General features: G+C 35.5%; 12 protein-coding genes. 10 read left to right on the top strand and 2 right to left on the bottom strand.

The window, feature by feature from the left end; all coding sequences use genetic code 11:
* Positions 1-174: 174 nt before the first annotated feature.
* Positions 175-1,476 carry a hypothetical protein gene (locus C1631_RS11640; protein ID WP_109712238.1) on the bottom strand — a complete coding sequence of 434 codons (1,302 nt, stop codon included), beginning with the start codon at positions 1,474-1,476 and terminating at the stop codon, positions 175-177.
* 238 nt (positions 1,477-1,714) lie between these two features.
* Here C1631_RS11640 and C1631_RS11635 point away from each other — a divergent pair, with 238 nt between their 5' ends.
* The 8 genes from C1631_RS11635 (at position 1,715) to C1631_RS11600 (ending at position 11,611) form a co-directional block, all read left to right on the top strand.
* Entirely contained in the window at positions 1,715-3,049 is a 1,335-nt protein-coding gene (locus C1631_RS11635; protein WP_165828281.1) for a peptide-N-glycosidase F-related protein, read from the top strand.
* Positions 3,050-3,421: 372 nt separating this feature from the next.
* Positions 3,422-4,750, top strand: a complete 1,329-nt coding sequence (locus C1631_RS11630) for a peptide-N-glycosidase F-related protein (protein WP_109712236.1) — start codon at positions 3,422-3,424, stop codon at positions 4,748-4,750.
* 236 nt (positions 4,751-4,986) lie between these two features.
* The gene (locus tag C1631_RS11625; RefSeq protein WP_103248712.1) at positions 4,987-5,457 is read left to right on the top strand and encodes a DinB family protein; all 471 of its coding nucleotides are present in this window, start codon (positions 4,987-4,989) and stop codon (positions 5,455-5,457) included.
* 116 nt (positions 5,458-5,573) lie between these two features.
* Positions 5,574-6,311, top strand: coding sequence for a 23S rRNA (guanosine(2251)-2'-O)-methyltransferase RlmB (gene rlmB / locus C1631_RS11620; protein ID WP_103248713.1), 738 nt, complete (start codon positions 5,574-5,576; stop codon positions 6,309-6,311).
* A gap of 38 nt (positions 6,312-6,349) precedes the next feature.
* On the top strand, positions 6,350-7,399 hold the full coding sequence (locus C1631_RS11615; RefSeq protein ID WP_103248714.1) for a DUF6263 family protein: 1,050 nt from the start codon (positions 6,350-6,352) through the stop codon (positions 7,397-7,399).
* A 75-nt stretch (positions 7,400-7,474) separates the two neighbouring features.
* On the top strand, positions 7,475-7,705 hold the full coding sequence (locus C1631_RS11610; protein ID WP_109712234.1) for a hypothetical protein: 231 nt from the start codon (positions 7,475-7,477) through the stop codon (positions 7,703-7,705).
* 30 nt (positions 7,706-7,735) lie between these two features.
* Complete coding sequence (locus C1631_RS11605) at positions 7,736-10,276, top strand: YfhO family protein (protein ID WP_109712232.1); 2,541 nt, start codon at positions 7,736-7,738, stop codon at positions 10,274-10,276.
* Between the two features lie 36 nt (positions 10,277-10,312).
* Positions 10,313-11,611: a glycosyltransferase family protein gene (locus tag C1631_RS11600; protein ID WP_109712230.1), complete on the top strand. Its 1,299-nt coding sequence runs from the start codon at positions 10,313-10,315 to the stop codon at positions 11,609-11,611.
* 105 nt (positions 11,612-11,716) lie between these two features.
* Here the strand turns inward: C1631_RS11600 and C1631_RS11595 are convergent, their stop codons facing one another.
* Complete coding sequence (locus tag C1631_RS11595; protein WP_103248868.1) at positions 11,717-12,358, bottom strand: hypothetical protein; 642 nt, start codon at positions 12,356-12,358, stop codon at positions 11,717-11,719.
* 202 nt (positions 12,359-12,560) lie between these two features.
* On the opposite strand from C1631_RS11595, the gene C1631_RS11590 reads away from it, so the two are divergent.
* Positions 12,561-13,547 carry a YpdA family putative bacillithiol disulfide reductase gene (locus tag C1631_RS11590; protein WP_103248869.1) on the top strand — a complete coding sequence of 329 codons (987 nt, stop codon included), beginning with the start codon at positions 12,561-12,563 and terminating at the stop codon, positions 13,545-13,547.
* A gap of 276 nt (positions 13,548-13,823) precedes the next feature.
* The gene (locus C1631_RS11585; protein WP_109712228.1) at positions 13,824-16,529 is read left to right on the top strand and encodes a zinc-dependent metalloprotease; all 2,706 of its coding nucleotides are present in this window, start codon (positions 13,824-13,826) and stop codon (positions 16,527-16,529) included.
* The last annotated feature ends 57 nt before the right edge of the window (positions 16,530-16,586 follow it).

The raw sequence follows: 16,586 nt of genomic DNA, 5'->3' as shown, positions 1-16,586 counted from the left end.
ATTATGAAGCAAACAACCTGATTTTCTTATACATAAAAACAATTCTTCTCCCCCTTCATCACTAATTGCACTTAATTTTTACAGAAACCGGGTTTGCTATATAATCGACTGCAAATCAAAAAAATGTTGTGATAACAGTACCACAACATTTTTATTATCTTCTTATATTTCGTATTACAGTTTGGTAATCGTAATTGTGAACACATCTTCCGGCATATCTACATCATCTTCAAAAGATCCTACATTTATAAAATATTCTGTTCCTGCAGTTGTTGTAATTGTCATCGTTTCTGCAGTACCTCCGCCTCCATTGTCTTTTGTACCCACGCAAGTGAGATTAGTACATGTTCCACTAAAAACACCAATTTTAGGATCAAAGGAAGTTGTGGACGGAGCTACTTTAATGGTGTATTGATTACCATCTCCTGTCAACCTGAACCAAAGTCCATCATTCATCCCATCATTAGCACACGCCAAAACAAATCCTCCATTGTTAGTAGAAGACATTGCATCACTCTGCACATAGGTATAAGGAAAAGTACTGGCTAATAATGCTCCGGTACACTCATCATTTACCGGTATCGGGGGAATTGTTTTAAAAGTATTTTCCGTACAACCTGTAGATTCTCCATTCGCTGAGACAGCAGTAACTTTTAAATAATAAGTTGTATTTCTGGTCAGAACAATTGAAGGAGAAAGGTTAAAATTATTAGTGCTTACAACTTGTTGATTAATAACATCTGTACCTCCTGTACTTGTCCCCAGAGAAACCTTATAGGAGCTGGCTCCTGAAACAGCCTGCCAGCTCAAAGCAGGAGATAAAGAAATATATTGAGCATTATTTGAAGGATAAAGGATGATGGGACATCCGGGAGTTACATTGGGAGTCAATCCCGAAATCGTTATTGCTGATTTATACTCCGCTCTAATTCCTCCCGGAGGAGAAGAGATATCTACTACTTCACGATCACCTTTATAGTATAAAGTAGAATTGGGAATATAAGGATACACATGAAATGCCTCATTAAAATTATTAATATCAATACTCGGAGCACTTTCTTTTGCTGCTATAACTAAATTATCTGTGTTATTATAGGCAAAGGGAGTTGTAAGGATAATTTCAACTTTATTATTATTTTTAGTTACGTTTCCGGCAAACACCTGAGTCAGCTGAGAAACAGGTATCCAGTCTGTACCAGAAGTGAAAGTTGCCTTTGAAGTATGACCAAGATATAGAGTCCAGTTAGAAGAATCAGTAATTGTTGCTGAGGGATCCAGATAAAATGTAAGTCCTGTAATATTTCCGGCAGCATTGATATTGAGTTCCTGTTTGAGATAAATCTGCTGAACGTATGAATAGGAAAAAAAACTGCTTACAGGAGCGCTTCCAACATTCATACTTCCAATATTAAGGTTGACCTGTGCATCAAACACAGATGATATCAACACCAGAAGCAAAAGTAAAATTCTTTTCATAATTGACAATATTAATATCTTATTTCATGCTAATCTAATAATAAAATTTTAATTTTTATAGCAAAAATAAATTATTCAGCAAACAAAAATAATCTCATTTATAATTTTAGTGCAAAAACACCATTGTATTAATTTAATTAGACAATCAACAACAAAAAACCAAAAACAGCAATATTAAATCAAAAAACAGCAAAACATAATGCATATTTTGATATATTTACAACAAATACCAAGTAATATGCACAAAAAAATATTTTTTTTAAGTCTGTTCTTTGCGGGTCTTATACAATCACAGGTAACCACAATGACCAATGTGATTTCACAAGCAGTTTATTATGACGGTTATGCCGCAACGGTATCTCAACCGGTTCCCACTGGATTGACAAGATTAAATAATGCGAGATACACCAGAAAGCTTACAGATACTGAACTTAACTCGTTTAAAACAACCATTGCAATGAGGGTCACAATAGGTGCTTTGTGTGATAATTATGACCGTCTGGGGGAGGTTTTTCTTGCATTAGTACCCAAAAACCAAGCTACATATACACTGAATGATCCGAATGTCAAAAGAATTGAAGTTGGCAGGTACATTACTCCGTTTATGAATAAAAACAGAACTCCTTCGGAAGTCCCATATACCTATAATGTAAGTAATCTATATAGTATATTTCATGATACAGAATTACGCAATACCTATGACATCTATATGGAACTGGATGTTTTTGGAGTTCCATACGCTGCAAACAATGAAGTTCCCGGATGTGCCGGCAGGAATGATGTTTTTACGGGAACCTTGACATTCTTTTCAAATGATTCAGGAACGGCTACTGATTACAATGCTCTTGTTCCTTTACTCACTTATAATGCACTTAATAAATATAACAGCACAGATGTTCCGGGTGAAACGGTAAGAATTGTAAACTTCAACCTGCCTAACGCCGTTACTAACGCCAACTTTTTTGTAATATCTACTCCTCATGGTGCCAATAGTGGCGGGGAAGAATATGTAAGAAGACAAAACTATACTTATATTGATGATGTACAGATGCTAACCTACACACCAGGAGGTATTTCATGTGAACCGTTCAGAGTATATAATACACAAGGAAACGGTATCTATGGAGCTACTCCCAAGACTGAAGCAGGCTGGACTTCATGGAACAACTGGTGCCCCGGCAATTCGGTTCCAATTCGTGGATTTACCATACCTAATATGACCGCAGGAAATCACACATTGAAGCATACCATTCCTACAGCGGTATTTAATCAAAATCAGGGAGATGTCATGCTATCTGTCTATATGCAAGGGAAAAGTACCACCACTTTAAATGTAAAGGATTTCAAAACAATTGATGTTAGTATATTCCCTAACCCTACTTCTGATTTTGTCAATATAAAATCAAAGACAGCAGTAGCCTCATTAAGTCTTTTCAGCATGGATGGTAAAAAATTGCTTGAAACCTATAAAGAAGATAGAATAAATATCTCCTCTTACAGTACAGGTGTCTATCTTTTAAATATTACCCTGAAAGACGGAACTCATTTTAAACATAAAATTATTAAAAAATAAAACAGTTGTCTTAAATCCTATTTTTAGGTTTCAACTTATTTAAAAGAAATATAAACTCCTGATGAATGATACTCAACAGGAGTTTTTGTTTATTATTATCTGCTTCGACATCATAAGCAATTCATAATTTCTTACCAAACATGCTTATAATACCCGTCAGCAGCAGAAATCAGGTAAAATTTTAATAAAAATAATCCTAATTGAAAATTATCAAGAATATAAACCAATACCATTAATACTTTATACACAAAACAATATATTATGATTTATTTTATATTATTAATAATTATTTAGTTAATTTACTATCAATAACGTAAAATAAATGTCAATTATATTCCATTTTTTTTTACATTTACAAAAAACACCAACGTTATGTACAAAAAAATATTTTTTCTAAGTATCCTTTTTGCAGGTCTTGCAAAATCACAGACAGTCACTCCGGTAATAACACAAGCAATTTACTATGACGGGTATGCTGCTACAGTATCGCAGCCCGTTCCTCCCGGATTGATCAGACTGGGTAACACCAGATATTCACGAAAACTTACCGACAATGAACTTGATTCTTTCCAGGCAAAGATCACAATGAATGTAAAAATAGGAGCTCTATGTGACAACTATGATCGTCTGGGGGAGGTATATCTCACCCTGGTACCTAAAAGCCAAACATCTTATACGATGAATGATCCTAATATTAAGAGAATTGAGGTAGCCAGGTATATCACTCCATTTATGAATAAAAACATTCTTCCTACAGAAGTTCCCTATACTTATGACGTGAGTAATTTGTACAGTGTATTTCACGATACTCAACTGCGCAGTACCTATGATATCTATATGGAACTGGAGGTTTTTGGTGTTCCGTACGCCGCCAACTCCCAAGTCGCAGGATGTTCGGGAAGAAATGATGTTTTTACCGGAACCCTTACCTTATCTTCAAACAATACAGCCACTGCCTCTAACTACAACACTTTAGTTCCCATACTTACCTATAACACACTCAATAACTATAACAGCACTGATGTTGCGGGGGAAACCGTTCGGATTACAACCTTCAATCTGCCCAACCCTGTTACGGACGCTCGCTTCTTTGTAATATCCACTCCACATGGCGCTAATAGTGGCGGAGAAGAATATGTAAGAAGACAAAACTACACCTATTTAGATAATGTTCAAATGCTCACATATACACCCGGAGGAATTTCATGTGAACCCTACAGAATGTACAATACCCAGGGGAACGGCATCTATGGATCCACCCCTAAGACTGAAGCTCAATGGACCTCCTGGAATAATTGGTGTCCGGGGAATTCTGTTCCAATAAGAACATTTACAGTAGCTAATATGACAGCTGGGAATCACACGCTCAAACATACTATTCCAACAGCTGTTTTTAAAGACAAAAAAGGTGATGTCATGCTATCTGTCTATATGCAAGGGAAAAGCACCACTACTTTAAATGTAAAAGATGTTAAAACGATTGATGTCAATATCTATCCTAATCCTACCTCTGACTTTATCAATATAAAATCCAAAGTTGAAATAGCATCATTAACTCTTTACAGTATGAGTGGAAAAAAATTATCCGAAACCCATAAAGAAAATAAAATAAACATTTCTGCTTACGCAACAGGCTCTTATCTTTTAAATATCGTTCTTAAAGATGGTACTACCTTTAGCCATAAAATCAATAAAAGGTAAGATTCAAAAAATAATAAAGATTTAGTTACCCCTCCGGTGAAAACATTCACCGGAGGGATTTTTTAGTCAATGATTTACAAGACAGTCTGCATCATAATTGTGACCTTATCGCTTTAAAAACAGCATAATCAATATGATTTTTTGAAAGAGTTAAAAAACTTTAACTCTAATCCTCCATCCAAAAAATTGTCATTTCCAGTTTATTAAACTATTTTTGGAGATTAAAATTTCGCAAAATGAATTATCATTTTCAAGCGCACAGACAAGTTAGAAAAAACCTTTTAGACATCCTTCAGAATACATCCCATGAGGATTTATTGCTGATTCCGGATGGGTTCAACAATAATATGTACTGGAATATCGCCCACACTGTTGCCACACAGCAGCTTTTGCATTATTATCTGAGTGGAAACCCCTTCCGTATTGACAAATACTGGATTGAGACTTATAAAAAAGGAACACTACCTAACTTAAATGTTCAAAAATCTGAAGTGGAAGACTTGGAATTTTTACTAACGGAAACTTCGAAGATTTTAATGAAAGATTATGACAGCGACTTCTTTTCAGACTATACTCCTTACACTACTAGTTTTGGAATGGATTTGAAAAGTATTCAGGATGCGATTATCTTTAACAATATGCATGAAAGCCTGCATTATGGTTATGTAATGGCACAAAAAAGAGCAATTTTAGGAGAAAAATACTAAAGGAAGCCGGAAGAAAGGAGACCGGAAGTTTAACGTGGAATATTGATATTAAACAGTATTTTACGAATCCCGGATCCTGAATCCCCAACCTTAAACATAAAATTTTAAACAACTCAATGAAAGACGATTTTATTTTCGGGCTGCGTCCCGTTATTGAAGCAATTGAAGCGGGAAAAACGATTGACAAGGTCTTTGTGCAAAATGCACTTCAAGGCCCTATTTATGCTGAACTGAAAGCGATTTTAGCGAAAAATAAAATCCGTCCCAATTATGTTCCGGTTGAAAAACTGAACCGTTTTACAAGAAAAAACCATCAGGGAGTGGTTGCTTTTATTTCGGATGTTCCGTTTCATAAAGTGGAGGATCTTGTTCCACAATTATTTGAAGAAGGAAAAACTCCCTTTTTACTAATTCTGGACAGACTTACTGATGTAAGAAATTTTGGTGCAATATGCAGAACTGCAGAATGTGTAGGGGTTGATGCTATTGTTATTCCTGAAAAGGGAGCAGCTCCCATCAATTCAGATGCTATAAAAACTTCTGCTGGAGCCATTTATAATATCAAAATCTGTAAAGAAAACAATCTGGCACATACGGTAGACTTTTTACAACAAAGTGGAATTACTGTATTCTCAGCCAGTGAAAAAGCCCAAAAATTAATTTATGATGTAAACTTCACAGAACCATGTGCTATCGTGATGGGGAATGAAGAAACAGGAATTTCTAAAGAAGTACTGCATCATTCAGACGAAAAAATAAAACTTCCTATTGAAGGAAAAACTCAATCTTTGAATGTTTCTGTTGCTTGTGGCGCGATTTTATATGAAGCTGTAAGGCAGAAAATGTTGAAATAAATTAATTCGATAACACACAACACTTAAAAAATCAGGAAATGAAAAACATAGCAGCAATAGCTCTTATCTCATCTATAGCTCTTGTTTCTTGTAAAAAAGAAACAGCAAAAATCACTAAAGTAGATCCTAAAACCGGAAAAACAGTTACAGTAGAAGTTCCGGCTGACTCTGTAGCAAAAGTTGCAGAAAATCCTGCAATCAGAGATTCTGCAGGAATTGTAAAGCAAACTTTCAAGCTTGAAAAAGGAAAGACATACCCTCTTACAACTTATCAAAGAGATGTAAAAACCATGACAGATCCTCAGGGAAAATCAATCACCGCAACCAGCGAGTCTACAGACGAAATGAATTTCACCGTTAATGAAATCAAAGGGAATGTATATGAGATGACTCTAAATCTTGTTGCTAAAAGAAGTTCTCAGTCTGCACAAGGAAAAACAATTGTAGTAGATACAAAGCAACCTCTGCCTAAAGAAGATGATCTTAAAATGATCTGGAATATCAACAGAGCACTTACCGGAAACAAACTGGATATGAAAATGGATACCAACGGTAATGTAATCTCTATTACAGGTTTTGATGCTGTTTATACCAAAGTATCAGCTGCTGTCGGAACTCTTGTTAAAGATGCCAATGAAAAAGCAAGCGTTGTATCAAGTCTTAAAGAATCTTTCAATGAAAAAGTATTGAAGGATCAATTCAATAAAAACTTGACAATTATTCCTAGAAAGGGAGTAAAAGTAGGAGAGAAATGGACAACTTCTGAAAATGCTGACCCAAGTGGAAGCGTTAAAGTAACCTCAAACTATGTATTAAAAAGCTTAGGAAACGGAGTAGCAGAAATTGCAGTCACCGGAGGAATTCCTAAGAAAACTGAAAAGAAAAACCAGGGACCTATTACACATAGTCTGAGCAGTGAGCTTACTCAGAACGGAAGCATTAAGTTTGACGAAAATACAGGATGGATTACGAATCAAAACATCAACGTAATCACTACACAGATCGAAACGATTTCAGACGGAAAACAATCTCAGTCTATGAAAAGTGTTTCAAAATCTTCTGTAATGGTAAATCCTTCCGCTAAATAATTCAATAAAAGTGTTCAAAGTTGAGAACTACAATACACTTTAGACTCTCAACTTTGAACTTTAAATAAAAAAGTTATGAAGTACATTCTTGAGTTAGTACTGTCTGCTATTATTATTTTCTTTGTATGGAACATTCTGAAAAGGATATTTTTTAAAACCTTTTACAGTTATCGGTTCAACAACAATAATCAGGATAACAGACAGCAAGATATACACAACTCGAATAAGAATAACAAACAAGGCCTTAAATGGGATGCGGAAACCGTAGACTATGAAGAGGTAAAAGAGAGTAAGGACAAAAGGTAAAAATTCCAAGAAATAAAGATAATAACCAGCATGGCGAAAAACAAAAACTTAATTTATATTGCAATTTCATTAGTAGTATTTATAGTTTTAGCATTTTTATATTCCACTCCTGTATTTACGGGAAAACAGCTTTTCCAGCATGATATTGTACAGTACAGAGGGGGAGCAAAAGAACTACTCGACTACAGAGCTAATACCGGAAATGAAACCTATTGGAGTGATTCCATGTTTGGGGGAATGCCGACTTATCAGATGGGTAGCCAATTTAAGGGTGATATCATCAAAAAAATCGACAGCAATCTAAATTTCCTGCCCAGACCGGTAAATTATCTGTTCCTGCTTTTCGCAGGTTTTTTCCTTTTGGGAATGGTTGTGGTGAGAAACTGGAAATACGCTTTATTGGGAGCGACATTTTTCGGACTATCAACCTATTTTTATATTATTATTGCGGCCGGACACAATGGTAAAGTCAATACCATTGAATATTTTGCTCCGCTTTTAGCAGGAATTTTATTAGTTTATATCCGGAAACAATACATCTGGGGATTCATTGTCACCACCCTTTTCATGGGTCTTCAAATTGCAGCCAATCACCCTCAGATGACCTATTATTTATTTATTGCGTTAGGCTTTTTATTCCTTTCTGAGCTCATCAGAGCAATCCAGAAAAAGACTCCGATGAAACATTTTCTGATTTCTTCAGGAATTATTGCGGCTTCATGTATCATTGGGGTTGGAATGAATTCACAAAGAATTATGGCCAATTCTGAATATGTAAAGGAAACAGTTCGGGGAAAACAGATTTTAACAAATGACAGTCATACTTCTGGAAAGTCCGGAATGGATAAAGAAAGTATGCTGATGTGGAGCTATGGAAAACTGGAAACCTTAAACTTATTTATCCCAAGATTAATGGGTGGAGGTAGCCAGGAACCGGAAGCAAAAGAAATGATGAACAGAGTCCAGGAACTCGTTCAGGAAAATGTTGGTTCACAAGCTGAGATGGATAGAATCTCTAAAGGTTTCAATGGAATGACCTATTGGGGCGACCAACCCGGAACTTCAGGTCCTGCCTACCAGGGAGCTATTGTATGTTTCCTTGCTGTATTAGGATTTTTCTTTGCGTGGAAAAAATATCGTTACTGGATTCTGGGTGCTTCAATTTTAACTGTTTTACTGGCCTGGGGAAGTAACTTCATGCCGTTATCCGATTTCTTTATTGATTATGTTCCGTTTTATAATAAATTCAGGGCTCCTTCTTCCATATTAGTAGTCGTAGAATTATTATTTCCTCTTATTGCTATTTTAGGATTGTACAGGTTCTTTACCGATGAAAAACTAACGGAAGAATACAAACAGAAGATTCTGATCTATGTGAGTGGCGGAACGTTAGGTTTGCTTCTCATTCTTTTGGTATTTGGAAAATCCTTATTAGGTTTTGCCGCAGAAGGCGAAAAAACATATTTTCCACCTTTCCTACTCGACTATCTTGTAGAAGAAAGGTATAAACTATTCAGAATAGATGCCATCAAAGCATTTATTTATGTCGCTATTGCAGCTGCTGCATTGTTTTTAAGTTTAAAGAAAAAACTCAACCAAAACATTGCGTTGGTCGTGATTGGATTAATAAGTTTATTCGACTTATGGACTGTCAACAAGCGTTATTTAAATGACGAAAACTACGTAGACAAAATCTTTGCAGAAAATCCTTTCCAAACGGAAAGCTCAGATTTATTAGCTGAAAAAGTTCAGGCAAATCCGAATCTCGCCTCCATTTTATCCAATGTAAATATCAATAAAACATTGGAAACTATTGCTGAAAAGGACAAAACTCACTATAGAATTTATAACCAGACTCTGGGGGTAACAAGTGAAACCAATACCTCTTATTTTAAATCTTCAATTGGTGGCTATCACGCGGTAAAATTAAGAAGATATGATGACCTGCTCAACGAGTATATCTCAACAATTGATAGTGTAAAAACACCGAATATACTAAACTTACTGAACACCAAATACATGGTCTTCGGAGGTCCTGATCAGCCACAGGTAGTTCCTAATCCAAAAGCAAATGGAAATGCATGGTTTGTGAGTGATCTGAAGTTTGTAGAAACTCCTAACGAGGAAATTAAATCAATCGGAACTATTGATAATAAGAAAACTGCTGTTATTGCATCATCAGATAAGTCATATTTCAGCAATAAAACTGTTCAGGCAGATTCTACAGCATTTATCAATCTTACGAAATATCAGCCTAATGAATTAGAATTTAAATCTCAGTCGAAAACACCACAGCTGGCTGTATTTTCTGAAATTTACTATCCTCACGGCTGGAAAGTCCTGGTTGATGAAAAAGAAGTTCCTTATATCAAAGCAGATTATTTACTTCGTGCAGTACATGTTCCTGCAGGAAGTCATCACATCAGAATGGTTTTTGAACCTGAAGTGATTGAAAAAGGAAAATGGCTTTCTTTACTCTCCTTTGGATTATTCATCGCTCTGGCCGCTTTTGGAATTTTCTGGATGAATAAGAACAGAAAAAAAGAAATACTTATTGAACCACAAGCTTGATTGACATGTCATTCTGAATGACAAATAATTTTGAAAATGGAACAAAAGAAAATATTGATTATCACCTATTACTGGCCTCCTGCGGGAGGCCCTGGTGTTCAAAGATGGCTAAAGTTCGCAAAATATCTGCCGGAATTCGGTTGGAAGCCTGTTATTTATACTCCGGAAAATCCGAGTTATCCCTTATTGGATGAGAGCCTGATGAAGGATATACCTGAAGACATAGAAATCATCAGGACCAGGATTTGGGAACCTTATCAACTGGCAGAAAAACTTAATAAAAGCAATAAGAAGTTTAAGGCAGGACAGTTTGACGTTGGCAAAAATCAAAGCTGGAAATCCAAATTATCAATCTGGGTAAGGGGAAATTTCTTTATACCTGATGCCAGAGTTTTTTGGGTAAAGCCTTCCATCCGTTTTTTAGAACAGTACTTAAAAGAAAATAAAATAGATGCAGTAGTCACTTCCGGCCCACCCCATTCTTTACATCTGATAGGGCTTGGTCTGAAAAAGAAATTTCCCAACCTGAAGTGGATTGCCGATTTCCGTGATCCATGGACAGAAATTTCTTACTACAAACATCTGAAGTTAACACAAAGTTCGGATGCCAAACACCGTGAGCTGGAAAGTGCAGTTTTTAAAAATGCAGATATCACCTTAGCAACAAGCTATACAGATGCAGAAAACTTTCGTAAAGCGGGAGCCAATGCGGTATGTATCACGAATGGATTTGATCAGAGTGATTCAACTCAACAAAACGAGACTTCAAAAGATCAGCAACAAAATAAAACTTTTACATTAAGCTATATTGGTGTTCTAGAACAGCTCAGAAACCCTGAAACCCTTTGGAAAATTCTGGATGAGCTGGTAAAAGAAAATTCAGAATTTGCACACCATTTCAGTCTAAAGTTGGTAGGAAGAATTGATGATAAGATTTTATATTCCATTGAAAATTCAGGTTTAAAAAACCATATTCTGAACCTCGGTTATCTTTCACATGGCAAAGCGGTTGAAGAAATGCAACATTCAGATATATTGCTTATTACCAATTTCCCAAATGATTCTTCAAAAGGTATCATTCCGGGAAAGATCTTTGAATATCTGGCTTCAGGAAAGCAAATTCTTTCTTTTGGCCCTTCCGGGGCTGATGTTTCAAAAATTCTGGAAGAAACCCAGGCCGGAAAACATTTCAGTTATGATGATACTGAAACGGTAAAAAGATTTATTTTAGAAAAATTTGATCTTTGGAAAAGCGGAAATCTTCATGAAAATAGTCAAAGTATAGAACAATTTTCAAGAAGAAACCTGACCAAGCAATTAACAGGAATTTTATAATAAAAAAGCGGAAGACTGAAGTAAACCACTACTCTCTTCCGCTTTTTTATTATGGTAAGTTTCCAATCCTTATTTTTCAACCTTCAATGGTAAGCTTGTAGTTTTTTAAATGGTCCATTGATCATTCACAACGGCGATCAGGTAATATCTTCCCTGAAAATCTTCAAAGACCAGCCGAATAGTTTTCCAATCCATTTCACCATATTTCTCAGTACCTTTTATATAGTTTTCCGTAAAATCAGCCTGAGGATAGGTTTCTTTTAAATTATTCAGAGAGTTTCCACCCCCTATAAAATTATTTAGTGAATATTGTCCTTTCGTAAAATCTTTTGAGAAAACCCATTTTCCAAGATAATCGTTGATCGTTGCTTTGTATTCATCTCCTGATCCGTCCTGTGCTCCCCAGGTAAATATAGTTTTAGTGGGTTCATATTTTTCAAAATCAGCTTTTGAGAAATGTTTATCTCCTTTTATATCTACAAAAGCATACATTGAAAAACGAATCCCTTTCTGAGGATGAATAAAGGTGGCAAAAGTTCTATAGTCTCTGTTTTTCAATACCTGTAAAACCTCATCGTTTATTTTCTTTAAAGATTCGTCTTTATGCTCTTTGGGTTGATTGGTATTGATGCTATCATTCTTTACCTGTGTTGTAGAATCATTAGGTTGAAGATCGGGTTTATTTCCATTCTTCTTGCAAGCTACAAATAAGCTTAAAATAACCATTGAGATAAGTAGTTTTTTCATTATTCTTGATTTTGTGATAGGTAGAAAAACACCAAATCTGATGCCAGAGCCTTCACAGAGTGAAAAGAGCTGTCGGTCTGGGAATAGAATTACAAAAATTTTCCGGGTATGCAAATTCCACGCAGAGAAAAGGCTTATTTGTATAGAAATTTTCACTTAAAAACATGAATATAATCACTAAATTACATCGTACATTTGTTCTATGGAAATTTTGGATATTCTTATTATAGGTGCCGGCCCGATCGGTTTAAACTGTGCCATCGAAGCCGAAAAAAACAATCTAAATTATCTTATCATAGAAAAAGGGACTATTGTCAATTCATTATACAATTATCCATTATATATGCGGTTCTTTTCCACTGCTGAAAAATTGGAGATTGACGGAATTCCTTTCATTTCTACAGCTCCGAAACCAGGAAGGCAGGAAGCTCTGGAATACTACCAGGGTATTGCCCGACAAAAAGAAATGAACATTCATCTTTATGAAAAAGTTATGAATGTATCGAAAAATAATACCTTTTTTGAAATTGAGACTACAAAGGCTAAATACACAGCCAAAAATGTAGTCATCGCTACAGGTTTCTATGATATTCCAAATCAGATGAATATTCCGGGGGAAAATCTCCCAAAAGTAAAACATTATTATACAGAACCTTATCCTTATACCAGACAAAAAGTAGTGGTGGTTGGATCAAGTAATTCTGCAGTAGATGCAGCTCTGGAAACCTATAGAAAAGGAGCAGAAGTCACTATGATTATCCGTCATTCTGAAATTTCAAAAAATGTAAAATATTGGGTAAAACCAGATATTGAAAACAGAATTACTGAAGGAAGTATAAAAGCTCATTTTAATGCTGAAATCATTGAAATTAAAGAAAACTCTGTTGTATTTAAAGATGAAAACAAGCATATCCATGAAATTGAAAATGATTTCGTATTGGCGATGACCGGTTATCTTCCTGATTTTGATTTCCTGAAAAACTCCGGAATAGAATTGAACGGTAATTGCCTCAATCCTTCTTACAATATGGAAACCATGGAAACCAATGTTCCGAACTTGTATCTGGCAGGTGTCGTATGTGGTGGTAAAGATACACACCTGTGGTTTATTGAAAATTCACGAACTCATGCCCATATGATTATCCATAATATTCTTTCTCATAACAAACATCTTAAGACCCGGGCATAAGCAAGGCCAATTTTTTTTATAAAAAACAATGAGTAGCTCTTTTTTGAATTACTCATTTTTTATGCAAATACTTTAAATAAGAATATTTTTTTAATTAAAAATACTCTTAAATAGTTATTTTTTTAATATTAATTCATTATTTCAAAAAAACACAAACAACAATCTGAAAACCAATAACTTAACATAAAAAAATATTTCCATAACGTATGATATAAATTTATACTTTTAACGAAGTTATTATCATATTAATAACAAATCAATTAAAAAAATAAAAACATGAAAAAAAAAATCTATCTATTCTGGGCAATAGCTGCCATAGGAAGCCACAGTCTGTATGGGCAGAATTTCTGGAAAAAAACGAAAATCAATGAAAGAAATTTAGTTGAATCCAAAAGAAATATCGGAGCTGATTATTCTAATGCTTATACTCTGGATATCAATCAATTGAAATCTGCACTACAAACAGCCCCTGTATCTAAAACCGGAATGGCCACCCAATCTACTGTAACTTTAGATATTCCCGGTCTGGACGGAAAATTCGAAAAATATGCCATTTATGAGACCTCCAATATGGCTCCTGAACTGGCGGCAAAGTTTCCGGATATTAAATCATACAGAGGATTGTCTGTAAAGGATCCAGGCAAAAGAGTCAGCTTTGGACTTTCATCAAAAGAAGTAAATATAATCATATTCAATACAGATCAAAAACCTGCCGTTATTGAACCCGCCACTAAAGATGCTTCAATCTATCTGGTAAGTCCGGCCGACCCTGAAACATTATCAACAATCAGCACATTTGAATGTCATACTCAGGAAAAAAAAAATGATAATACATCAAAGGTATTTCCTACTGATAATACCAATGATAAGAAATTCAGAACCTATAGACTGGCCGCATCAACTGATGGGGAGTTTAGTGAATATCATGGTGGAACTCTTGCTAATTCAATCTCAGCAGTTAATAATCTGATGAGCTATATTAATCCGGTCTATGAAAGAGATCTTTCTATCCATATGAATCTGGTAGCCAATAATGATCTGATTATTTACCTGGATAAAAATACAGATCCATATTCAACATATACAGCGGCACAAACATTAGATCAGGAAATCAAAACAACTCTTGACAACACTATTGGAAGCGGTAATTATGACCTGGGAATGTTATTTTCGAATCAAAATACAGGTGGTGGCAAGGCTTCAGCTATTGGTGGAGTATGTAAAGGAGGAGCAGCCTATGCCGGCGCGGTAGGACTCACCCCCACTCCCAGTGGCTTTGTATATGCCATGATTGTTGCGCATGAAATGGGCCATCTGTTTGGAGCTAATCATTCATTTTCCAGGCCGGAAAATGTAGATTTTATTTTCATCAGCTCACCTGAAACCGGTGCTAACAGAGAGCCTGGTAGTGGCACCACAATTATGGGATATCCAGGTGTCACGGGGACTTATGATGTAGCAGATAAACATAGTGATCAGTTTTTACACTATAGTATCAGCCAAATCAATAATTATATTAAAACAACAAGTTGTGCTACCATTGTTGATATGTCTAATAATCCCCCAACAGTCAATGCAGGGGAGGATTACACAATACCTAAAGGAACTGCTTTTAAACTGACCGCTATTGCAACTGATCCGGATAATAACAGTCTTACATATTCATGGGAAGAAGCTGACATTTCTCCTCCCAATCCTGCATTTGTCTTAAGTGGAAGTTATTCATTCCCGGATCGAACTTCAACCACTACTCCAAACTTTAGAGTGTACCCACCTGTTTCAAGTCCTACAAGATACTTCCCACCACTTAAAGAAGTTCTTGATGGGAGTTTATACAGTACATGGAACATGATTTCAAATGTTGCCCGAAATATGAAATTTATAAGTCTGGTAAGAGATAATGCCACCGATGGCGGGCAAACAGCAACTGATGAAGCAATAGTAAGTATAAATGGGAACACCGGGCCATTCAAAATTACATCAGTTTCATTAAACCAAAATTATCCTTCAGGATCTTCCCATCTTCTAAAATGGGATGTTGCAGGAACCAATGCACCTCCTGTTAATACACAGTCGGTAAACATCTTAATATCAACAGATGGAGGAACTACATTTAATCAGCTTATCTCCAATACACCCAACGATGGGGAAGAAACGATTACGATTCCTTCTACACCTTCACAAAAAGCATATATTATAGTAGAATCTGTAGGGAATGTATATTATGCGGCAAGTCCGGCATTTGCAATAAACTACAATATTACAATGAATTGTACTCAATATCCCGCCAATGGAACATTTGCTATTGCCCCCAATGCACCGGCAACGATGAATATTAATATTCCAAACACAACTGTTATTGAAGATATCAATATTCCTGTGGATATTTCTTACACCGACCTAAAAAATCTTGCGTTAACTCTAAGATCACCAAATGATACTCAAAATCAAATATTCTGGTATTCGAATTGCCCTGGAAAAAATATTCTTAAAGCAGCATTTGATCAGGAAGGAGAGTCTTCTGCAATAAATTGCAATAATCTTAATTCGAACCCTCCTGTTAGAATAGAACCTGTCAGACTTGATTTAAGTAAATATTATGGTCAAAATCCTAATGGAAACTGGATCATAAAAGCTATTGATACCGTTACTAACTCTACCGCTTCAGGAACCGTAAATGCAGCTGCTATTGAACTTTGTACCAGAGAAGCAATTTCTACTCTTGGGGTAAAAGATCTTTTATCGGAAAAAGATGAATTCCAGATCTATCCTAACCCTTCTAACGGAAAGTTTAATGTTCTTATGAAGAAGAATACGAATACAGAAGTTCAGATTTTTGATATTGCAGGCAGATTAGTTCATAGCCAAACAGGCATTACCAACGACACCCGAATAGACCTTACCCAGTTTGCAAAAGGAAACTATATCATGGTATTCAATACAGGAACCAAAAAAATTGCTAAAAAGGTTATTATTAAATAAATTCAGAGTTTAGAATTACTTAAAAACCCGGTTGAAGAAATTTCAACCGGGTTTTAT

Source organism: Chryseobacterium phosphatilyticum (genome assembly GCF_002899825.2).
Classification (GTDB): Bacteria; Bacteroidota; Bacteroidia; order Flavobacteriales; family Weeksellaceae; genus Chryseobacterium; species Chryseobacterium phosphatilyticum.
This window is presented reverse-complemented; position numbering and strand designations above follow the sequence as displayed.